Source organism: Streptomyces sp. NPDC059255 (assembly GCF_042752355.1).
In the GTDB taxonomy this organism is placed as follows: domain Bacteria; phylum Actinomycetota; class Actinomycetes; order Streptomycetales; family Streptomycetaceae; genus Streptomyces.
This window is the reverse complement of the sequence record NZ_JBHYZP010000010.1, coordinates 122823-143182: the sequence shown is the minus strand read 5'-3', so window position 1 is coordinate 143182 and position 20360 is coordinate 122823. Positions and strand designations below refer to the sequence as shown.

Below are 20360 nucleotides of genomic sequence, written 5' to 3'. Positions count from 1 at the left end.
GTACTGCTGATCTTCCGCGGTCCGCTGATCTTCGGCGGCAGCGCCCGCGGCACTCCCCGCGGTCAGGCGTCGCCGCCCGCCGCCCCCGGGTCCGCCGCCGACGCGTCCAGGAGCTGGTAGCGGTCCACCGCCTGCTTCAGCGCGGACCGGTCGACCTTGCCCTCCCTGGCCAGCTCGGTCAGCACCCCGAGCACGATCGACTCCGCGTCGATGTGGAAGAAACGACGGGCCGCGCCGCGCGTGTCCGCGAAGCCGAAACCGTCCGCGCCCAGCGACTGGTACGTACCGGGCACCCAGCGCGCGATCTGGTCCGGCACGGAGCGCATCCAGTCCGAGACCGCCACGAACGGGCCCTGCGCGCCGGAGAGCTTCCGCGTCACGTACGGGACGCGCTGCTCCTCCTCCGGGTGCAGCAGGTTGTGCCGCTCCACCTCGACGGCCTCACGGCGCAGCTCGTTCCAGGACGTGGCCGACCAGACGTCGGCCCTGACGTTCCACTCCTCGGCGAGGATCCGCTGCGCCTCGATCGCCCACGGCACGGCCACACCGGACGCCATGATCTGCGCCGGAATCTCGCCCCGCTCGGCCGGCCGGTAGCGGTGGATGCCCTTGAGGATGCCGTCGACATCCACGTCGGCGGGCTCGGCGGGGTGCCGGACCGGCTCGTTGTAGACCGTGAGGTAGTAGAAGATGTCCTCGCTCTCGGGCCCGTACATCCTGCGCAGACCGTCCTGCACGATGTACGCGATCTCGAAGCCGAACGCCGGGTCGTAGGCGACACAGCCCGGGTTGGTCGAGGCCAGCAGATGCGAGTGGCCGTCGGCGTGCTGGAGACCTTCGCCGGTCAGCGTCGTACGGCCGGCGGTCGCGCCCAGCACGAAACCGCGCGCGAGCTGGTCGGCCATCTGCCAGAACTGGTCACCGGTCCGCTGGAAACCGAACATCGAGTAGAAGACGTACACCGGGATCAGCGGCTCGCCGTGCGTGGCGTACGCGGAGCCCGCCGCGATCAGCGACGCCGTGCACCCCGCCTCGGAGATGCCGTCGTGCAGCAGCTGCCCGGTCGGCGACTCCTTGTACGCGAGCAGCAGCTCACGGTCGACGGACTCGTACTGCTGGCCCAGCGGGTTGTAGATCTTGGCGCTCGGGAAGAACGAGTCCATCCCGAACGTGCGGTACTCGTCGGGCGCGATCAGCACGAAGCGCCTGCCGATCTCCTTGTCCCGCATCAGGTCCTTGAGCAGCCGGACGAACGCCATGGTGGTGGCGATCGACTGCTGCCCGGAGCCCTTCTTCACCGCCGCGTAGGTCTTGTCGCCGGGGAGCGTCAGCGGCTTCGCGCGGACGACCCGGGTCGGTACGTACCCGCCCAGCGACCTGCGCCGGTCGTGCATGTACTGGATCTCCTCCGAGTCCCTGCCCGGGTGGTAGTAGGGCGGCAGCCCGTCCTCCAGCTGCCGGTCGGTGATCGGCAGGTGCAGCCGGTCCCGGAAGCCCTTGAGGTCGGCGACGGTGAGCTTCTTCATCTGGTGGGTCGCGTTGCGGCCCTCGAAGTTCGGCCCGAGCGTCCAGCCCTTGACGGTCTGCGCGAGGATCACCGTCGGCTGGCCCTGGTGCGCCTTGGCCGCCGCGTACGCCGCGTACACCTTCCGGTGGTCGTGGCCGCCGCGTCCGAGGTGCAGGATCTGGTCGTCGGTCATGTTCTCGACCATGGCGCGCAGCCGCTGGTCGTCGCCGAAGAAGTGGTCGCGGATGTACGCGCCGGTCTCCGTGGCGTACGTCTGGAACTGCCCGTCCGGCGTGGTGTTCAGCCGGTTGACCAGCACGCCGTCGCGGTCCTGCGCCAGCAGCGGGTCCCACGAGCGGTCCCAGACCAGCTTGATGACGTTCCAGCCGGCCCCGCGGAACTGCGACTCCAGCTCCTGGATGATCTTGCCGTTGCCGCGAACCGGGCCGTCCAGGCGCTGGAGATTGCAGTTCACGACGAAGGTCAGATTGTCCAGGCCCTCACGGGCGGCGATGGAGAGCTGTCCCAGCGATTCGGGCTCGTCCATCTCGCCGTCGCCGAGATAGGCCCACACATGGGAGGCGGAGGTGTCGGCGATCCCGCGCGCCGCCATATAGCGGTTCATCCGGGCCTGGTAGATCGCGCCGAGCGGGCCGAGCCCCATCGAGACGGTGGGGAACTCCCAGAAGTCCGGCATCAGACGCGGGTGCGGATAGCTGGACAGCCCGTACGGCGCCTTCGACTTCTCCTGGCGGAACGCGTCCAGCCGGCTCTCGCTGAGGCGGTCCAGCAGGAAGGCGCGGGCGTAGATGCCGGGGGAGGCGTGGCCCTGGAAGAAGATCTGATCGCCGCCGTCGCCGCCGTCCTTGCCGCGGAAGAAGTGGTTGAAGCCCACGTCGTACAGGGAGGCGGAGGAGGCGAAGGTGGCGATGTGGCCGCCGACCCCGATCCCCGGGCGCTGGGCGCGCGAGACCATGACCGCGGCGTTCCAGCGGGTCGCGTTGAGGATCTTGCGCTCGATCTCCTCGTTGCCGGGGAAGAACGGCTCGTCCTTGGTGGCGATGGTGTTGACGTAGTCCGTACTGCGCATCTCGGGTACGGCCACGCGCTTCTCGCGCGCCCGCTCGATCAGCCGGAGCATCAGATACCGGGCACGCTCACGGCCTCGCTCGTCGACGGCGGCGTCGAGTGAGTCGAGCCACTCCTGGGTCTCTTCGGGATCGAAGTCCGGGACCTGGCTGGGAAGGCCGCCAATGATGATCGGATTGCGATCGGATCCGGAAGCCACGCTTGTCCTTCGCTTGGTCGGTCGTGTCGTGCCCTGCACACGGACGATGCGGTGCACGCGGTCGGGATACTGCTGCGCGGGGGAACGTACGCCGCATCCATCGTGCTACCGCGACGACGGAAACGTCATCTCTACCGAGCGGTAACCCCAATTCTCCAGGAAATTCCTGGCTGCGGGGCCGCTCGGGGCCGGTTCCCGCAACGATCAAATCGCAACCTTACGCCCATCCCGTCCAAGCGTTCCGTTCGGTCGTTCGGGCCGGATTGGCGCACCGAAACGGCATACCATGGCAAAGAAGGAGGAAACGTGTGGCCCCGGTCATGCGCGGTGGGATCGAAGTGACGGGAGATGCGACGAAGGCGCCCGGAACGTCACCGTTTCGGCGGTCTCGGCGGCCGGGTACTTGCGCGATCCGCCCCGCCCGTGTGGACTACGGCCAATGCCCCGCGTACGCGCGCGGCCCGAAGCGTTTAATCGAAACATGATCAGGAGGCAATCCGTGAGCGCGACCGCGGACCACGCGGAGGAGCGGACCAACCTTGCCGTAAGGCTTGGGTTCGAGCCCGGACAGGTGGTCCAGGAGATCGGCTACGACGATGACGTCGACCAGGATCTCCGCGAGTCCATCGAGGCCATCACCGGCCAGGATCTTGTCGACGAGGACTACGACGACGTGGCCGACGCCGTCGTCCTGTGGTTCCGGGACGAGGACGGCGACCTTACGGACGCGCTGGTGGACGCCATCGGTCTGATCGAGGACGGCGGAGTGATCTGGCTGCTGACGCCGAAGACCGGCCGTGACGGCTACGTCGAACCGAGCGACGTCAACGAGGCGTCCCAGACCGCGGGCCTGTCCCAGACCAGGAGCGTCAACGCGGGCAAGGACTGGACCGGCAGCCGGCTTGTCACGCCCAAGGCGGCCAAGAGCAAGCGCTGACTGACGCCGCCCGGGCCCTGCCCGAGGCGCGTACATGACCCGGCAGCCCCCGATGTCGCCACCGGCACCGGCGGAGCAGCGTTGAAGGCCCCCCGCCGATCTCGTCGGCGGGGGGCCCTTGCGTAGGCTCGGGGGCACACAGGCGCGTGGTCCTGACGCCGCCCCTGGCGTCAGGACCGATCCGCCGAGCCATTCGAAAGGACGTGCATCCATGGCGATCGAGGTCGGCACCCCTGCCCCGGACTTCGAGCTGAAGGACAACCACGGGCGGACCGTGCGGCTGTCCGACTACCGCAAGGCCGACGCGGCCGGCGGCGCCAAGAACGTGGTGCTGCTCTTCTACCCCTTCGCCTTCACCGGCGTGTGCACGGGCGAGCTCTGCGCCCTGCGCGACGAGCTGCCCACGTTCGTCAACGACGACACCCAGCTGCTCGCCGTCTCCAACGACTCCGCCCACACCCTGCGCGTCTTCGCCGAGCAGGAGGGCCTGGAGTACCCGCTGCTGTCGGACTTCTGGCCGCACGGCGAGGTCTCGCGCGCCTACGGCGTCTTCGACGAGGAGAAGGGGTGCGCCGTACGCGGCACCTTCATCATCGACAAGGAGGGCGTCGTGCGCTGGACCGTCGTCAACGCGCTGCCCGACGCCCGGGACCTCGGCGAGTACGTCAAGGCGCTCGCGTCGCTCTGACGCGACATCCGATACCGGCCGTCGAAATCGCACGATGGCCGGGAACCGGTCACTAGGATCCAGTCGTTGATCGGATGCCAACGCTTCAAACATAGGGAGGACTCGTGGGAGTCAGCCTCAGCAAGGGCGGAAACGTCTCGCTGACCAAGGCCGCGCCCAACCTGACCGCGGTCACCGTGGGTCTGGGCTGGGACGCACGTTCCACCACCGGAGCCGACTTCGACCTCGACGCCAGCGCCCTGCTGACGAACGCCGAGGGCAAGGTCGCCGTCGACGGCAACTTCATCTTCTTCAACAACCTGAAGAGCCCCGACGGCTCCGTCGAGCACACCGGGGACAACCTCACCGGCGAGGGCGAGGGCGACGACGAGGCGATCAAGGTCAATCTGGCCACGGTCCCCGCCGACGTCGAGAAGATCGTCTTCCCTGTCTCGATCTACGAGGCGGAGAGCCGCCAGCAGTCCTTCGGCCAGGTCCGCAACGCGTTCATCCGCGTGGTCAACCAGGCCGACAACAACGAGCTGGCGCGGTACGACCTGAGCGAGGACGCCTCGACGGAGACCGCGATGGTCTTCGGCGAGCTGTACCGCAACGGCGCGGAGTGGAAGTTCCGCGCCATCGGCCAGGGGTACGCCTCGGGCCTGCGCGGCATCGCCCAGGACTTCGGCGTCAACGTCTGAGCCGTCCGCCGTTCACCAAGCCCCGTCTCCGGCGCCGCACATTTCTGTGCGGCGCCGGACGCGTCCCGGGTTCGTACCGGTCCCGCGGAGTAGGTGCGCGAGCACGGGCGGGAACGGCATGATCTCGGTACGGGTACGAATCGCATGTATCGGGAACGGAGCGGGCAGGACGTCAGGCGCGTCCCGCCTGCCAGCACGGCACGAACACCACCTCGGGGAGGACTCACCATCATGGGCGTCACACTCGCCAAGGGAGGCAATGTCTCCCTCTCCAAAGCCGCACCCAACCTCACCCAGGTGTTGGTCGGGCTCGGCTGGGACGCACGTTCCACCACCGGAGCCGACTTCGACCTCGACGCCAGCGCGCTGCTCTGCCAGTCAGGACGGGTGCTCGGCGACGAGTTCTTCATCTTCTACAACAACCTGACGAGCCCCGAAGGCTCGGTCCAGCACACCGGCGACAACCTGACGGGTGAGGGCGAGGGCGACGACGAATCGCTGATCGTCGATCTCTCCCAGGTCCCGGCCCATTGCGACAAGATCGTTTTTCCGGTCTCGATCCACGACGCCGACAACCGGGGCCAGACCTTCGGCCAGGTCGCCAATGCCTTCATCCGGGTCGTCAACCAGGCCGACGGCCAGGAACTCGCCCGCTACGACCTCAGCGAGGACGCCTCCACGGAGACCGCGATGATCTTCGGCGAACTGTACCGCTATGGCGGTGAGTGGAAGTTCCGTGCAGTTGGTCAGGGGTACGCGTCGGGCCTCAGGGGCATCGCTCTAGACTTTGGGGTCAACGTTTCGTAAAGCAGTACGCTGCGCGGGGGAAAACCCGTTAATCACCAGATGGGGTAGGCAGTGATCCTGAAAACCTTCGGCTGGTCGTTCGCCATCACGGCGATCGGCCTGGCCTTCGCGGCCTGGCAGTGGGGGTGGGAGGCGTTCGGGATCGTACTGATCCTCTCCATCCTTGAGATCTCGCTCTCCTTCGACAACGCGGTCGTCAACGCCGGGATCCTGAAGAAGATGAATGCCTTCTGGCAGAAGATCTTCCTCACCATCGGCATCCTCATCGCCGTGTTCGGTATGCGACTGGTCTTCCCCGTCGTGATCGTCGCCATCAGCGCCAAGGTCGGGCCGATCGAGGCCGTCCAGCTGGCGATGGACAATCCAGGCCGGTACGAGGACCTGGTCACCGACGCCCACCCGGCGATCGCGGCCTTCGGTGGCATGTTCCTGCTGATGATCTTCCTGGACTTCATCTTCGAGGACCGGGACATCAAGTGGCTCGGCTGGCTGGAGCGCCCGCTGGCCAAGCTCGGCAAGGTCGACATGCTGTCGGTCTGCGTCGCGCTGATCGTCCTGCTGGTCGCGGCGATGACCTTCGCGACCAACGCGCACACCAGCACCGGGTACACCGACAAGTCGGCCACCGTACTGCTGGCGGGGATCGCCGGTCTGATCACGTACCTCGTCGTGGGCGGTCTCTCGGGCTACTTCGAGGACAAGCTCGAAGAAGAGGAGGAGCGCGAGCAGGAAGAGGAGGAGAAGGCCAAGGCCGAGGGCAAGCAGGTCTCCGCGGTCGGCCTGGCCGGCAAGGCGGCGTTCTTCCTCTTCCTCTACCTGGAGGTCCTGGACGCGTCCTTCTCCTTCGACGGCGTGATCGGTGCCTTCGCCATCACGAACCACATCTTCTGGATGGCGCTGGGTCTCGGTATCGGCGCGATGTACGTCCGCTCGCTGACGGTGTACCTGGTCCGCCAGGGAACGCTGGACGACTATGTCTACCTGGAGCACGGCGCACACTATGCGATCGGTGCGCTGGCCGCGATCCTGCTCATCACCATCGAGCACTCCATCAACGAGATCGTCACGGGTCTGGTCGGCGTGATTCTCATCGCCGCCTCCTTCTGGTCCTCCGTGCGCCGTAACAAGGCGCTCGAAGCGGAAGGCGGCGACAAGGACCCCGACGGGGACAAGACGGCGCTCCAGGTCTGAGCGCATGCTCCGGTGAGCCCTCTCGTGAGCCGGTGCTCAGGGGTGTGACACGGAGCGGATCCAGGGAACCCTGTGAACGGGGCGGCCAGAAGGCGGGAGCCTACCGGCCGCCCCGTTGTTCCGTGCCGATATGACCATTCGTTGGCAAGCAGACGACGAGCAGATGACAGGAGCGGGGTGGGGGGCATGGCCTTCTGGGACAACCTGTGGCAAGGGCAAAGGGCATCGCAATTCGATTCGGGCAGTGCGTCCAACTCCATCGAACTGACCAAGCGGCGCCCGACGATCTCGCTCTCCAAGCAGGGCGCGGCGACCGGGAACCTCCGGGTCAACCTCTCCTGGCAGATGCGCACCTCAGACATCGGGGGGCGCTCACGCCAGAGCGGCAAGATCCTGGGCAACCCGCTCAAGCTCTTCAAGCCCGAGGTCGTCCAGGCCCACACACAGGGCGTGGTCAACGTCGACCTGGACCTCGGCTGCATGTACGAGCTGACGGACGGCAGCAAAGGCGTCGTACAGCCCCTCGGCAACTTCCTCGGGGACCTGAACGACCCGCCGTACGTGAAGCTCAGCGGCGACGACCGGTTCGGCGCGGGCTCGGGGGAGACCGTGTACGTCAACCTCGACAACCGCGACGAGATCAAGCGCCTGCTGTTCTTCGTCTACATCTACGACCAGACGCCCGCGTTCAACCGCACGCACGCGCATGTGACGCTCTACCCGAGCAACGGCCCGCGGATCGAGATCGACCTCGACGACGACGAGCCGCAGGCCAGGTCCTGCGCGGTGTTCTCGCTGCAGAACGTCAAGGGCGACCTGGTCGTCCGCCGCGAGGTGAAGTACGTGTACGGCTTCCAGGCCGAGCTGGACCGGCTGTACGGCTGGGGCCTCCAGTGGGGCCGCGGCTACAAGGCGAAGACCTGAGAGCCGGCCTTGAGGGGTCGCAACGGCCGGTGCGGCCCCGTACGCCGGGGCGCACCACCGGCGCGCGGGCTACTGGCGGGCGAACTGCGGGCCCATCGGGGGCAGCCGGAAGTGCGGATCCGGGGCGGGCGCCGCGGCGGGGGCCGGCTGCGGATAGCCGTACGCGGGCTGGGGCCCCGGCGCCGAGACGGGCTGCGGATAGCCGTACGGCGGCTGGGCCGTGGGCAGGGCGGGCTGCGGGTAGCCGTACCCGGGAGGCCCCGCCGGGGGCGGCGGGAGCTGCGCCGCGGGCTGCGTGACCGCGGTGTCGCCCACCGGACGGCCCCCGGGGTGGGACGTGGCGTCCGGACCGCCGTGGAACACCGTGGCGTCGTCGTCCGTCGTGGCCACGCCCTCCTCGGCGCCGTCCGCCCCGGCGGCCTCCTCCGTGTCGTCGACCGAGATGCCGAACGCGGTGGCGAGCCCGATCAGCCCGGTCGGATACCCCTGCCCCACGGCGCGGAACTTCCAGCCGTCCCCGCGCCGGTACAGCTCGCCGCAGATGATCGCGGTCTCCTCGCCGGTCTCCGGCTGCACGTCGAAGACGGCCAGCGGCTCCCCGTCGGCCGCGCCCGCGTCGTACAGCATGATCCGCAGATCGCTCACGTGGTGGAAGCTCGCGCCGTCCGAGGAGGCGGAGAGCATGACCTGCTCGACCGAGGGGTCGAGCGCGGCGAGATCCGCCTCGACGGAGTCGGTCAGCCACTCACCGACCTGCTTCTTGGGCAGCCGGCGCACCACCCCGGACGGATGCCTCGGCTGGTTGTAGAAGACGAAGTCCTCGTCGGACCTGACCCGGCCGCCGGAGCCCAGCAGCAGCGCCGAGGCGTCCACATCAGGGACCCCGGCGCCGGGCGACCAGCGCAGCACGGCTCGTACGGCCATGGCGTCGAGGGGGACGTTCGAGCCCTTGAGCATCGCGTGCGTCATACCGGCCATCCTGCCTTCCCAGCGCCCACCGGGACAACGTGGAGGCCGCTCCTCCACGGTCCGCGCCGCCGGCCGTACGGCCGGTACGCCGGTGGAACCACCGAGAAGCAGACGAGTTACCAGGATTTCATGCGCCCGGGGAACTCTTGACACCCGGCCATACGTACTATTACCGGCCATGCAGGCCAACAGGCCGAAGCGGCAGTACGGGGGATTCACATGCGTCATTTCGGGCATATCCCGCCCGCTGTCCGGCAGGGCCTGTTCCACCGGGAACCATGCGAGTTCACCGACGGATCCCCCGCCGGGCTGCTCTCCGTCGCGCTCGGGGCCACCCTCTACAGCCCCGCGACCCGGCCCCGGCTCGCCGACGACGTACTGAAGCAGGCCGGCCGCGGCGTCGTCTCCATGGTGCTCTGCCTGGAGGATTCCATCCACGACGCCGAGGTCGAGGGCGCCGAGGCCAACCTGGTGCGCCAGTTCGCCGAGCTCGCCGACCTCGCCGAGCGGGGCACCGAGACACCGCTGCTCTTCATCCGCGTCCGCGAGCCGGACCAGATCCCCGACCTCGTCCGGCGCATGGGCACCTCCGTCCGCCTGCTGTCCGGATTCGTACTCCCCAAGTTCACCGAGGAACGCGGCACCCCCTTCCTGGAGGCCCTCGCCGAGGCGGAGGCCGCCTGCGGACGCACGCTGTACGCGATGCCCGTCCTCGAATCGCCCGAACTCCTCCACCTGGAGACCAGGACCGAGACACTCACCGGCATCGCCAACGCCGTCGACAAGTACCGCGAACGGGTGCTCGCGCTGCGCCTCGGCGTCACCGACTTCTGCTCGGCGTACGGGCTGCGCCGCTCGCCCGACATGACGGCGTACGACGTACGGATCGTCGCCGGGGTCATCGCGGACGTCGTCAACGTCCTGGGCCGCGCCGACGGCACGGGCTTCACGATCACGGGCCCCGTCTGGGAGTACTTCCGGCTGCAGGAGCGCATGTTCAAGCCGCAGCTCCGCCGCAGCCCCTTCCTCGAAGGGCGCGCCGAGGAGCTGCGTACGGCCCTGATCGAGCACGACCTCGACGGCCTGCTGCGCGAGATCGAACTCGACCGCGCCAACGGGCTCCTGGGCAAGACCTGCATCCACCCGTCGCATGTGCCGCCCGTGCACGCGCTGTCGGTCGTCAGCCATGAGGAGTTCAGCGACGCCCAGGACATCCTGCGCCCCGAGCGGGGCGGCGGCGGGGTGCTGCGGTCGGCGTACACGAACAAGATGAACGAGGTGAAGCCGCACCGCGCCTGGGCCGAGCGCACCCTCCGGCGGGCCGAGGTCTTCGGCGTCGCCCGCGAGGACGTCGGCTTCGTGGAGCTGCTGACGGCCGGACTCGCGGAATGAGCGGCCCTGGACGCAGCATCACAGGAACCGCTGACCGGGCGAGGACCGCTGACACGGATACGGCGAGGACCGCTGGCACGGATACGGCGAGGACCGCTGACACGGATACGGCGAGGGTCACCGACACGGAGGAGAACACCGGCATGGTCTGGTCCGGCACATGGGTGGCCGAGCGGCTGGGCGTCGAGCTGACCGGCGACGACGGGCTGCGCGAACTGCTCGGCCTCGCCCTGCGCCGCAACCCCCGGCGCGCGCATCTCCTCGTCTCGAACGTGCTGGGCAAGCACGTGCCGCAGAGCCCCGCCGTCGTCCACGGCACGGGCGTCCGGCTCGGCACGCGCGTACGGGAGCTGCTGGGCGCGGAGGCCGGACGGGCCGTGGTGCTCGGTTACGCGGAGACCGCGACCGGCCTCGGCCACGCGGTCGCCGACGGGGTGCGGGACGCGACGTATCTGCACTCCACGCGCCGGATGGTCGCGGGCGTGGCGACCGCGGGCGGCTTCGAGGAGTCGCACTCGCACGCCACCTCCCACCTGCTGCTGCCGGAGGACCCCGGGCTGCTGGCCTCGGAAGGGCCGCTGGTCCTCGTCGACGACGAGTTCTCCACCGGCAACACCGTCCTGAACACGATCCGGGCCCTGCACGACCGCTACCCCCGGCGGTGGTACGTGATCGTCGCCCTGGTCGACATGCGGTCGGCGGCCGACCAGGGGCGGCTCGCCGAGTTCGCCGGTGAGATCGGGGCGCGCGTCGACCTGGTGACCCTGGCCTCCGGTACGGTCCGGCTCCCGGACGGCGTGCTGGAGAAGGGCCAGGCGCTGGTGGCCCGGCACGAGGCGCCGGCGCCGGTTCCGGTGCCGGTCCCCGTCCCGGGGCAGCGCCCGGCGGCGGGCGCCCCGGAGCGCGCCTCCCGGACGTCCCGGGTCGCCCTGGAGTGGCCGGCCGGGGTCCCGGACGGCGGCCGGCACGGCTTCACCCCCGCCCACCGGACGAGCCTGGAGACGGCGCTGCCCGCGATGGCGCGCGCCCTCGCCACCGAACTGGGCGACGTCCGGCGCGTACTCGTCCTCGGCTTCGAGGAGCTGATGTACGCGCCGCTCCGGCTGGCCGGGGAGCTGGAGCGTACGTACGAGACCGAGAGCGAGACTGGGGCCGGGCACGGCGCCGCGGCCCCGGAGGTGCGCTACTCGACCACGACGCGCTCGCCCGTGCTGGCCGTCGACGACCCTGGTTACGCGATACGCAGCCGCCTGGTCTTCCCCGCCCACGACACCGTCACGGCCGAGGACGGCGGCGACCGGTACGCGTACAACGTCGCGGGCGGCGGTTTCGACGCCGTCGTCGCGGTGGTCGACTCCGTCGCCGACACCCCCGCGCTGCACGCCCCCGGCGGCCTCCTCGCCCGCCTCGCCGAGCACACGCCCCGCGTGATCCTCGCCGTGATCCCCTCGTACACCCCCGCCGCCACTCCCGCCCCCGCCGCCACCTCCACGTACAGCCCAGAACGGCAGGAACCCGCCATGCTCCCCGACCCCCTCCGGGGCCCCGCCTTCTCCTCCTACGCCCCGCAGGACGTCGGCTGGCTCCTCCAGGACCTCTCGGACGTCGAGCTGGAGGCCCCGACGGAGGAGCGCGAGGAGGCCATCCAGAGCGGTGGCGCGCACTACGCGGAGTCCCTGCCCGTCGAGTACCAGCCGAGCGAGCGGTACCAGAAGCTGTTCGCCGCCGCCCTGGAGACCTCGGCGGCCCGGGTCGCCCGAGCCGTCGGCACGGTCACCGAGACGGTGCTCGCCGAGCGCTCACCCCGCCCCGTGCTGGTCTCGCTGGCCCGCGCCGGCACCCCCGTCGGTGTGCTGATGCGCCGCTGGGCCCAGCACCGCCACGGCCTGGACCTGCCGCACTACGCCGTCTCCATCGTGCGCGGCCGGGGCATCGACGCCAACGCCCTGCGCTGGCTCGCCGCCCACCACGACCCGGCCGACGTGGTCTTCGTCGACGGCTGGACCGGCAAGGGCGCCATCACCCGCGAACTGGCCGAGGCGCTGGCCGGGTTCGGCGGCTTCGACCCGGAGATCGCGGTCCTCGCCGACCCGGGCGGCTGCGTACGGACGTACGGCACCCGTGAGGACTTCCTCATCCCCTCCGCCTGCCTCAACTCCACGGTCTCCGGGCTGATCTCCCGTACGGTCCTCCGCGCCGACCTGGTCGGCCCGGACGACTTCCACGGCGCGAAGCACTACCGGGAGCTGGCCGGGGCCGATGTCTCGCAGCACTTCCTCGACACCGTCGCGGCCCGCTTCGACGAGGTCGCCGACGCGGTGTCCAAGGAGGTGGGGGAACTCCTCGCGGCCGACCGCGCCCCCACCTGGGAGGGGTGGGCGGCCGTCGAGCGGATCAGCGAGGAGTACGGCATCCATGACGTGAACCTGGTCAAGCCGGGCGTCGGCGAGACCACCCGCGTCCTGCTGCGCCGCGTCCCCTGGAAGATCCTCGCCCGGCGCGGCGCGGGGGCCGATCTCGACCATGTGCGGCTGCTGGCCGAGCAGCGCGGGGTGCCCGTGGAGGAGGTCGACGGCCTGCCGTACACCTGCGTCGGGCTGATCCACCCCCGGTACACCCGGGGCGCGACCGGCGCCGACGGCAAGGCGGTGGCCACCGCGTGAGCACGGACCCCACGTCGCCCCCGGCGGCTCCCCCGACCGCGGCCCCCACGTCGCCCCCGGCGGCCTCCCCGACCGCGGCCCCGCAGGCATCCCCGACCGCGCCGCCGACCCTGGTCGCGAGCGACCTGGACCGCACCCTCATCTACTCCGCCGCCGCCCTCCAGCTACCGATGCCGGACGCCGAGGCGCCGCGACTGCTCTGCGTCGAGGTGTACGAGAGCCGGCCGCTGTCCTATCTGACGGAGACGGCCGCGGCGCTCCTCGACCGGCTCGCCCGCACGACCGTCTTCGTACCGACGACGACCCGCACCCGCGAGCAGTACGGCCGGATCCGCCTGCCGGGCCCCGCGCCGGAGTTCGCGATCTGCGCCAACGGCGGCCACCTGCTGGTCGACGGCGTGTCGGACCCCGGCTGGCAGGCCCAGGTGGCCGCGCGGCTGGCCGCCGAGTGCGCGCCGCTCGCCGAGGTCCGCGCGCATCTGAGCGCGACCGCCGATCCGGCGTGGCTCCTCAAGGAGCGGGTCGCCGAGGACCTGTTCGCCTATCTGGTGGTCGACCGCGCGCTGCTGCCCGACGGCTGGGTCAAGGAACTGGCCGACTGGGCGGGGGAGCGCGGCTGGACCGTCTCGCTCCAGGGCCGCAAGATCTACGCCGTACCGCGGCCGCTCACCAAGAGCGCGGCCATGCGGGAGGTGGCCCGCAGGACCGGCGCCGGACTCACCCTGGCCGCCGGTGACTCGCTGCTCGACGCGGACCTGCTGCTCGCCGCCGACCGGGCGTTCCGGCCCGGCCACGGCGAACTGGCCGACGAGCGATGGCGCGCCCCGCACGTCGACGCACTGTCGCACACGGGTGTCGCGGCGGGCGAGGAGATCCTCCGCCGCCTGCTGGACGCCGCTACGGGCAGTTAGGGCCTGTCGTTTGGATCATGCTGGGCTCGCGTGCCCGCAGTGACATCAGCCGCTGACGCGGCGGGCCGCGCCTCGCCGCGTTGACGGCGGATGCGGGGGAGCCGACGCTCATGCGTCGCCTCCCTCCTCCGCCTTGCGATCCACGGCACCAACGGCGACATCAGCCGCTGACGCGGCGGGCGCTCCCTGATCCAGCCTGATCCAAACGACAGACCCTAGCCGCAGCAGCCGCCTCCACAGCAGCCGCCGCCCCCGCCACCACCGGAGGCGGGGGCCGGGGCGCCGCCCTTGGCGCTGGAGCCGACCGCGACGGTGGAGAGCAGCTTCACCGTGTCGTCGTGCCCCTCGGGGCAGGACGCCGGGGCGGCGGACTCCGCCATCGGGCGGCTGAGTTCGAAGGTGTCACCACAGGAGCGGCAGCGGTACTCGTAGCGAGGCATACGCCTCAGATTATCCGACGCCCTCCTGCCCCCGGGCGCTCTCGCTCCCCGGGCCGGCCTCGGCCCTCCGGCGCAGCTCACGCTCCGCCTCCTCGGGGTGGCGGGCCCGCCAGTACGGGTTGTCGTGCGGCAGGTGGCCGCTGACCCTGCCGTACATCCCGAAGAACATCAGCAGCAGCCCGACGACGAAGCTGAACAGCACGTTCTGGATGTGGAAGGCGAGGAAGTTGTAACTGGTGTTGAGCAGCGCCAGATTGACGAAACCGCTGAGGAGGAAGAGGACCCCGAGGACCATGTTGACGGTCGACGCGGTGTTTTTGCCGATCACCATCCCGACCAGCAGGAGCACCCCGACGCAGATGGAGAGCACGCTCAGCGTGCCGTTGGCGTTGAGCCCCGCGACCTGCTGGCCGCCCGTGTCGAAGAAGCCGATCCGGTCCATCAGGCCGAGGATCCCGAAGGCGATGAGGGCCAGGCCCATCAGCCCGGCGCCGACGCGGTAAACCTGGTTGAGCCGGTGGTCCAGGGGGAGGTGTTCGTCGAGCCTGACGTGCCGGAGGGCGTGGCCGCGGTCACGCCGGTCGGCTCCCCCGCGCCCCTTCCACAGGCCTGGGCCGGGCGCCGGCCGGGAGCCGGGGGAGCGGCGGATCGCTGGGCTGGCCATGGGCGGCCTCCTTCTGACGGTGGCCTGACTACGGGTGCGTACACCTACGTACGGGCACGCACCCGTACGTACCCGTACGCATCCTCAGGATCCGCCCACCGCGACGGACCGACAACTCGACCGGACCCGAGCCGCCCGGACCCCGGCCCTCCGCACGCGAGCCGCCCAGGCCCGAGCCGCCCGGCCCCGAGCCGCCACGATCCGGGCGGAGGGGCGCTACTGCCCGGCGCCGCGCTCCTCGCGGATCTCCGTGACCACCTGGGCCACCCGCCGCCGTACCGCCTCGGTCTCGGTCAGGAAGTGCCAGTAGTCGGGGTGGCGGCCCTCCAGCGAGGAGACCGCCCGGTCCAGCCGCCCCACCGAGTCGTCCAGCGGGCGGGCGTGCCGGGGCTCGGGGGTGGTCCGGCCGGACATGGCCAGGCGCTGCGCGTCCCGTATCGCGAACCGCGTGCGGTCGATCTCCTGCTGCGGGTCCTTCGCCACCGCGTTGAGCCGCTGGAGGCGGTCACCGGCGGCGGACACCGCCTCGTCCGTGCCGTTGAGCAGCGCCCGCGCCGTGCTCAGCAGTGAGGTCGCGTCCGGCCACCGCTGCTCCTCGCGCGCCTTCGCCGCCTCCGCGAGCTTCTCCTCCGCCTGCCGTACGCTGCTCGCCGCATGGTCGGGGACCTGCTGGAGGTCCTGCCAGCACGCCGCCGTGAAGCGTCTGCGCAACTCGCTGAGCACGGGCTCCACCGTCCCGGCGCGGGTGGTGAGGGCCTGTGCGCGGGTACGCAGCGAGACCAGTCGCCGGTCGATCTCCCGGGCCCGCTCGGGCAGCCGCTCGGCCTCCGCCCGTACGGACTCGGCGTCCCGCTTGACGTGGTCCGCGCGCTGGAGGGTGTCCGCGACGCCGTGCCGGCCCGCGCCCTGGTTGAGCTTGGTCAGCTCGGGGGCGAGCGCGGCGAGGCGGGCCGCCAGGTCGTCGGCGCGCAGCCCGGCGGCGCGTACCGCGTCGAGCGCGTCGCTCGCGGCCAGCAGCGCCTGCCGGGCCCGCTCCACGGCGGGCGCCAGCCGTGCGAGCTGCGTCTCGGCCTTGTCGAGCAGCGGCCCGAGCCCCTGCTCGAACCGGCCGAGATCGCCCTTGACCCGGTCCAGCTCCTGCTTGGCCTTGGCGAGGTCGGTGCGCGCCTTCGAGGCGGCCGACGGCTCCAGATCGTCCTTGTCCAGGTCGTGGGCGTCCACAGCGTTGATGTAGCCGTGGCTCACCTCGTCGATCCGCTGCCCCAGCGCGGCGAAGTCGGCGACGGCCTTGCGGGCGCCCGGCGAGCTGTCCACCGCCGTGATCGTCTCTATGGAGATCCGCAGGTCGCGCTGGGCGGTGTCCAGCTCGTAGAAGGAGGCCGCGGCGGCGTCCTTGGCGGCCTGCGCGTCCGCCCGCAGGCTCTCGCCGCGACCGCCGAACCAGCGCCGCGTCCCCCCGCCCGCGAAGGCGCCGGGCACGGCGGCCACCAGCAGCGGCACCGGCAGCAGGACCAGCGTCAGCGCGTCCCTGAGGCCCGCGAGCCCGCGGCCCGCACCCGCCGGGGCGCCACCGACGGCACGTGCGCCGGCTCCTGCGTACGGCCGCGCGTGTGTCGCCGTCACATCACTCTCCCGTGCCGAGTTCGCCCTGCCCTGGTTCATTCTCCCACCAGGTAATGACGAACACGCGGGCCGGTTAGTTCGCGCTTCGTACCGTGATCTTCCCGTTGTCGGTGCGCGCCTTCACCACGTGGGCGCTGTTCTCGCTGGTCGGCACGGACACGTCGATCTTTCCGTTGTCGCTCTTCGCCGTCACCGCGTACGGCGCCGACGCGGCGGGCAGGTCGATCTGGATCTTCCCGTTGTCGGTGACGGCCTCCACCGTGCCGGGCGCCGTACGGTGCGCGAGCCGGATGGCACCGTTGCTGGTCCACGCGGCCACGGACGGGGCGGAGGTGTTCTCCGAGGTGATCTTCCCGTTGTCGGTCTTCAGGTCGAGCGGCCCGGAGGAGTCCCGTACGGAGATCGCGCCGTTGTCGGTGGTGAGCTTGAGCGCGGTGTCGAACCCGACGGCGGTCACCTTCCCGTTGTCCCCGTCCACCGTCACGGCCACTCCACGCGGCACCGTCACCCGGTGCCGGGCCTCGCAGTCGCTGACGAGCGCCCGGCACTTCACCTGGAGGGTCAGCGTGTCGCCCGACATCTTCCAGACGGGGTGGGGCCCGCTCCCCAGAAACGCCCAGCCGTCGACCTGCCGGGTCACCTCGACGTCCCGCACCTCCCCGGTGGCCAGCTCGACCGCGGTGTTCCCCGCGTCGATCTTCAGCGTCCTCCCGCTGAACGGGAACGCCTTCTCCTGCACGGTCGCCTCCGACGCGTCCGCCCCGCACCCGGCGACCGTGAGGGCGAGCAGCGCGGCCCCGCCCGCGGCGATGAGCGTACGGGTGTGGTTACGGCGTACACGGCGTACGGCCACGATGATCGTCCCCCAGAAGGTTGTGCCGCCGGCCGGCTCCCCGGTCCCCGATGCCCCATGCCCGGCCCGCCCCGGCGGCCCGAAGTGGTGTGCCCTCCACGGTACGAACGATCCCTCACCGATCCGATCCGGCCGCCCACCGTCCCGGGGTGGGGTTACCCCCCGTACCCGCCCCGGACGAGAGCCGCGCCCCCCGGCGCCGTGACCCGGGTTTGTGGCCCGGCCCCGTGTGCCATGTACGCTGTTCCCTCATCCACGGGTGCGTAGCTCAGGGGTAGAGCGCTGCTCTTACAAAGCAGATGTCGGCGGTTCGAAACCGTCCGCGCCCACCAGTAGGAACCAGCAGGTGAACGCTGAATGCGGTCCCCGGTCGTGATCGACCAGGGGCCGTTTTCATGATTGATGCCACATAGATGCCACATCCCCAAGCTGACTGCGAGGCTCGGTCCGTCTCTGGATCCGGTCGCAGGGGCGGGCGCGGCCGGGCAGGCCCGTAAGCCAGGGCGAGCGCCCCGGGCGGTGTACGGGAGTTCACCGGCGCGGCAACTGGTAGTCCCGCGGCCGCGGGAACTGGTTCGGCCTGCAGTCCAGGTGCCGCTGAACGGGCGGGGCGATGCCGGATCCGGTCTCGACGGTGGACTCGGTGGCGGGCCGGCCCCGGAGGATGGGCTGGTCGCAGTGCGCGCAGATCACCGGGCCTCCTTGGCCAGTCTGCTACCGCAGTTCCTCAGGATCCAGGCGCAGTCTTGGGAGTAGACATCTACTCAGGTCTGAGCGGAGGACTGAGCCACGGTTGGTGTGGGCCCGTTGATTGTGGTGCCGCACGGAGCTCAGGCGACCCCGACCGCAGATCCACTCCAGGCTGCCTCGGCGGAGGCTGTTCAGGTGGGCCTCGGCTGAGGGCAGGAGGGCCTTCATGTGAGTCCGCAACAGTGCGAGTCGGCGAACGCCGTCCTCCTGGAGCGCGCGGACCGCCTCGTCGCGGTCTGGAACGGTGCGCCCCCGGCGGGGAAGGGCGGCGGTACGGCGGACGTGGTGATCGAGGCGCGCGCGGCCGGTGTCCCCGTGGACGTGGTCTGGCCCTACGGAGCCGCCCGGAGGACCTGAGCCCTCAAACATGACGAAAGAGCCCCTCCGCCCCAGCCCGAAGGCCAGGACGAAGGGGCGCAGGCGGGGCGGCCGGATTCGAACCGGCGTCCTCCTCCATGCTGTGTAGGCGCACTACCTCTGTGCTACGACCCCGCCGTGGCGTGATCATAGCCAGGGCATGACTGTCAGTCGATCGAATTTGGAATGAGTTTGATCTTCTCCGGTGGCTTCTGCCGGGCAACGAGCCGCCGGTTCACGCGGCGGACGATGTGCATCGCCATTTTCAGGAGCTGCTCCAGTGCGGTGGCCTGGAGAGCGAGGGCTCGCGGGAGCGGTTTCGTGCTGCTCTGGGCGGTGAACGCGAACTCTGCGTCGTCTCCTGACTTTCTGGCGCTGGAGGACCGGTCGGGGGCCCTCCCACCGAGGCTGCGAAAAACCCAGTCGGACTCGCCGGACGCCGCCTCTACGATGGGCCGATGACGTCGATCAAGCAGGTCCAGATCACCTTCGACTGCGCGGAACCCGAGCACGTCGCCCGTTTCTGGTGCGAGGTGCTGGGGTACGTCGTACCGCCGCCGCCGGAGGGGTTTGCCACCTGGGACGACTACGACCGGACGCTGCCGCCCGAGCGTCGGGGTGCCTCGTTCGCCTGCGGTGATCCGTCAGGTGTGGGCCCGCGGCTGTACTTCCAGCGCGTTCCCGAAGGCAAGGTCGTCAAGAACCGGGTCCATCTCGACGTGCGGGTCGGCACCGGGCTGGTGGGTGACGAGCGCGTGGCCGCGCTGGAGGCCGAATGCGCGCGTCTGGTCGCGCTCGGCGCGGTACGGGTGCGACTCCTGCTCGCGGATGACGAGAACGAGTCGTGCCTCTTGATGGAGGACATCGAGGGCAACGAGTTCTGTCTCGACTGACCGACCGAGTGGCCGCGGACGTGGATCTCGCCGGCGGTCATCCGGCGAGTCCGTGCCCGCGGCCTGGCCGTGTCATCGAGGACGCCGAGGGGGAGTTGTCAGACCTCGCTGCCACACTGCCGGTCATGAGTGACGGATTCGCGTGGTTGCACGACGAGCTTCATGACCCGGGTTTCATTCTGCAGATGGTCAGAGGCGTCGGTGTGGGGGAGCTGGCCGAGATGCTGGGAGCCGACCCCGGCATCGGTGTCATGGAGCCGGATGCGTTCAACAGGACGCTCCGGCAGTCCGGTTACAGCGTGCCGGACTGGGCCCGGCTGGGAGTGCACGATGGGTGGGCGTTCGCTTTTCACGGGGGTTCGGACGGGTTCCACACCCAGCGTCCCGACCATGTGAAGCACCTGTGGGAAGGCCGCACTTGTCTGGGCGTTCAGGACAACGGCGGGGACCCGCCCGTCGTCTGGGCCGTCGTGGACGGGACATCGGACTGGCAGTACTTCTGGGGCGAGGTCCACGAGACGATCAGGACGGACCACCCCCTGACGCGGCGCATGGTGGCGGAGATCGGGCTCGGCACGCTCGACCCGGACGAGGATCCCGAGGAGGAAGTCCTCTACATACCGCCCATGGAGGACGTCTACCGGCTGGTGGGCGAGCACTACGGGGTGAGTCTGCCCCGGCGGCGGATCCTCGACGAGGGACTGGCCGGGGTGTTCACCTCGCCGCGTGTGTACGCGAACGGGGAGCCGAACGGCAGGTACGGCAATCTTGTTTTCGATGACGGTGCCTAGGAGGGCGTACGCCCGGTGGGTGCGGAGGGGCG

The 20360-nt window shown here is 70.4% G+C and carries 18 protein-coding genes, 2 tRNA genes and 1 pseudogene; 13 read left to right on the top strand and 8 right to left on the bottom strand.

Translation table 11 applies throughout. The features are described 5' to 3' along the window. Positions 1-62 precede the first annotated feature (62 nt). Positions 63-2795 carry a pyruvate dehydrogenase (acetyl-transferring), homodimeric type gene (aceE, locus tag ACFXKG_RS15365; RefSeq protein WP_384837900.1) on the bottom strand — a complete coding sequence of 911 codons (2733 nt, stop codon included), beginning with the start codon at positions 2793-2795 and terminating at the stop codon, positions 63-65. Positions 2796-3294: 499 nt separating this feature from the next. Here aceE and ACFXKG_RS15360 point away from each other — a divergent pair, with 499 nt between their 5' ends. The 6 genes from ACFXKG_RS15360 to ACFXKG_RS15335 all read left to right on the top strand — a co-directional run bounded on the left by ACFXKG_RS15360 (position 3295) and on the right by ACFXKG_RS15335 (position 8022). Beyond that, on the top strand, positions 3295-3732 hold the full coding sequence (locus tag ACFXKG_RS15360) for a DUF3052 domain-containing protein (protein ID WP_384837897.1): 438 nt from the start codon (positions 3295-3297) through the stop codon (positions 3730-3732). Between the two features lie 211 nt (positions 3733-3943). Continuing rightward, positions 3944-4420 carry a peroxiredoxin gene (locus tag ACFXKG_RS15355; RefSeq protein ID WP_384837894.1) on the top strand — a complete coding sequence of 159 codons (477 nt, stop codon included), beginning with the start codon at positions 3944-3946 and terminating at the stop codon, positions 4418-4420. 104 nt (positions 4421-4524) lie between these two features. After that, a complete protein-coding gene (locus ACFXKG_RS15350; RefSeq protein WP_365812794.1) occupies positions 4525-5100 on the top strand; it encodes a TerD family protein in 576 nt (191 codons plus the stop codon). Positions 5101-5331: 231 nt separating this feature from the next. Then, positions 5332-5907, top strand: coding sequence for a TerD family protein (locus ACFXKG_RS15345; protein ID WP_365812795.1), 576 nt, complete (start codon positions 5332-5334; stop codon positions 5905-5907). Between the two features lie 51 nt (positions 5908-5958). Next, a complete protein-coding gene (locus ACFXKG_RS15340; RefSeq protein ID WP_384837891.1) occupies positions 5959-7098 on the top strand; it encodes a DUF475 domain-containing protein in 1140 nt (379 codons plus the stop codon). A 186-nt stretch (positions 7099-7284) separates the two neighbouring features. Continuing rightward, positions 7285-8022, top strand: a complete 738-nt coding sequence (locus ACFXKG_RS15335; protein ID WP_384837888.1) for a Tellurium resistance — start codon at positions 7285-7287, stop codon at positions 8020-8022. 69 nt (positions 8023-8091) lie between these two features. Here the strand turns inward: ACFXKG_RS15335 and ACFXKG_RS15330 are convergent, their stop codons facing one another. Next, complete coding sequence (locus ACFXKG_RS15330; RefSeq protein WP_384837885.1) at positions 8092-8991, bottom strand: TerD family protein; 900 nt, start codon at positions 8989-8991, stop codon at positions 8092-8094. A 219-nt stretch (positions 8992-9210) separates the two neighbouring features. Here ACFXKG_RS15330 and ACFXKG_RS15325 point away from each other — a divergent pair, with 219 nt between their 5' ends. The 3 genes from ACFXKG_RS15325 (at position 9211) to ACFXKG_RS15315 (ending at position 13957) form a co-directional block, all read left to right on the top strand. Then, positions 9211-10383: an HpcH/HpaI aldolase/citrate lyase family protein gene (locus tag ACFXKG_RS15325; protein WP_384837882.1), complete on the top strand. Its 1173-nt coding sequence runs from the start codon at positions 9211-9213 to the stop codon at positions 10381-10383. A 143-nt stretch (positions 10384-10526) separates the two neighbouring features. Beyond that, on the top strand, positions 10527-13046 hold the full coding sequence (locus tag ACFXKG_RS15320; protein WP_384837880.1) for a phosphoribosyltransferase: 2520 nt from the start codon (positions 10527-10529) through the stop codon (positions 13044-13046). Between the two features lie 110 nt (positions 13047-13156). Next, positions 13157-13957, top strand: a complete 801-nt coding sequence (locus tag ACFXKG_RS15315) for an HAD family hydrolase (RefSeq protein WP_384838024.1) — start codon at positions 13157-13159, stop codon at positions 13955-13957. A gap of 215 nt (positions 13958-14172) precedes the next feature. Here the strand turns inward: ACFXKG_RS15315 and ACFXKG_RS15310 are convergent, their stop codons facing one another. The 4 genes from ACFXKG_RS15310 to ACFXKG_RS15295 form a co-directional block, all read right to left on the bottom strand. Beyond that, a complete protein-coding gene (locus ACFXKG_RS15310) occupies positions 14173-14397 on the bottom strand; it encodes a zinc ribbon domain-containing protein (protein WP_384837877.1) in 225 nt (74 codons plus the stop codon). A 10-nt stretch (positions 14398-14407) separates the two neighbouring features. Next, positions 14408-15061 (bottom strand): DUF4383 domain-containing protein, encoded by a 654-nt coding sequence (locus tag ACFXKG_RS15305; RefSeq protein ID WP_384837874.1) that lies wholly within the window; start codon positions 15059-15061, stop codon positions 14408-14410. A 216-nt stretch (positions 15062-15277) separates the two neighbouring features. Continuing rightward, a complete protein-coding gene (locus ACFXKG_RS15300) occupies positions 15278-16684 on the bottom strand; it encodes a hypothetical protein (protein WP_384837871.1) in 1407 nt (468 codons plus the stop codon). Positions 16685-16757: 73 nt separating this feature from the next. Next, the gene (locus ACFXKG_RS15295) at positions 16758-17543 is read right to left on the bottom strand and encodes a DUF4097 family beta strand repeat-containing protein (RefSeq protein WP_384838021.1); all 786 of its coding nucleotides are present in this window, start codon (positions 17541-17543) and stop codon (positions 16758-16760) included. A 251-nt stretch (positions 17544-17794) separates the two neighbouring features. On the opposite strand from ACFXKG_RS15295, the gene ACFXKG_RS15290 reads away from it, so the two are divergent. Then, a tRNA-Val gene (locus ACFXKG_RS15290) sits at positions 17795-17869 on the top strand. A 199-nt stretch (positions 17870-18068) separates the two neighbouring features. On the opposite strand, the gene ACFXKG_RS15285 is transcribed toward ACFXKG_RS15290, so the two are convergent. After that, the gene (locus ACFXKG_RS15285; protein ID WP_384837868.1) at positions 18069-18230 is read right to left on the bottom strand and encodes a hypothetical protein; all 162 of its coding nucleotides are present in this window, start codon (positions 18228-18230) and stop codon (positions 18069-18071) included. 234 nt (positions 18231-18464) lie between these two features. Here ACFXKG_RS15285 and ACFXKG_RS15280 point away from each other — a divergent pair. Then, positions 18465-18644 (top strand): annotated as a pseudogene (locus tag ACFXKG_RS15280) (hypothetical protein); the annotation flags it as partial. 62 nt (positions 18645-18706) lie between these two features. Here ACFXKG_RS15280 and ACFXKG_RS15275 read toward each other — a convergent pair. Next, positions 18707-18781, bottom strand: a tRNA-Ala gene (locus ACFXKG_RS15275). Between the two features lie 321 nt (positions 18782-19102). Here ACFXKG_RS15275 and ACFXKG_RS15270 point away from each other — a divergent pair. Together ACFXKG_RS15270 and ACFXKG_RS15265 are read left to right on the top strand one after the other, a co-directional pair. Next, positions 19103-19537, top strand: coding sequence for a VOC family protein (locus tag ACFXKG_RS15270; RefSeq protein ID WP_384837865.1), 435 nt, complete (start codon positions 19103-19105; stop codon positions 19535-19537). Between the two features lie 125 nt (positions 19538-19662). Next, positions 19663-20328: a hypothetical protein gene (locus ACFXKG_RS15265; protein WP_384837862.1), complete on the top strand. Its 666-nt coding sequence runs from the start codon at positions 19663-19665 to the stop codon at positions 20326-20328. Positions 20329-20360 lie beyond the last annotated feature (32 nt).

Coding starts and splice junctions, on each gene's coding strand:
- ACFXKG_RS15355 (WP_384837894.1), top strand. CDS start 3,944: ATGGCGATCGAGGTCGGCACCCCTGCCCCGGACTTCGAGCTGAAGGAC.
- ACFXKG_RS15345 (WP_365812795.1), top strand. CDS start 5,332: ATGGGCGTCACACTCGCCAAGGGAGGCAATGTCTCCCTCTCCAAAGCC.
- ACFXKG_RS15335 (WP_384837888.1), top strand. CDS start 7,285: ATGGCCTTCTGGGACAACCTGTGGCAAGGGCAAAGGGCATCGCAATTC.
- ACFXKG_RS15330 (WP_384837885.1), bottom strand. CDS start 8,991: ATGACGCACGCGATGCTCAAGGGCTCGAACGTCCCCCTCGACGCCATG.
- ACFXKG_RS15325 (WP_384837882.1), top strand. CDS start 9,211: ATGCGTCATTTCGGGCATATCCCGCCCGCTGTCCGGCAGGGCCTGTTC.
- ACFXKG_RS15320 (WP_384837880.1), top strand. CDS start 10,527: ATGGTCTGGTCCGGCACATGGGTGGCCGAGCGGCTGGGCGTCGAGCTG.
- ACFXKG_RS15310 (WP_384837877.1), bottom strand. CDS start 14,397: ATGCCTCGCTACGAGTACCGCTGCCGCTCCTGTGGTGACACCTTCGAA.
- ACFXKG_RS15305 (WP_384837874.1), bottom strand. CDS start 15,061: ATGGCCAGCCCAGCGATCCGCCGCTCCCCCGGCTCCCGGCCGGCGCCC.
- ACFXKG_RS15270 (WP_384837865.1), top strand. CDS start 19,103: ATGACGTCGATCAAGCAGGTCCAGATCACCTTCGACTGCGCGGAACCC.
- ACFXKG_RS15265 (WP_384837862.1), top strand. CDS start 19,663: ATGAGTGACGGATTCGCGTGGTTGCACGACGAGCTTCATGACCCGGGT.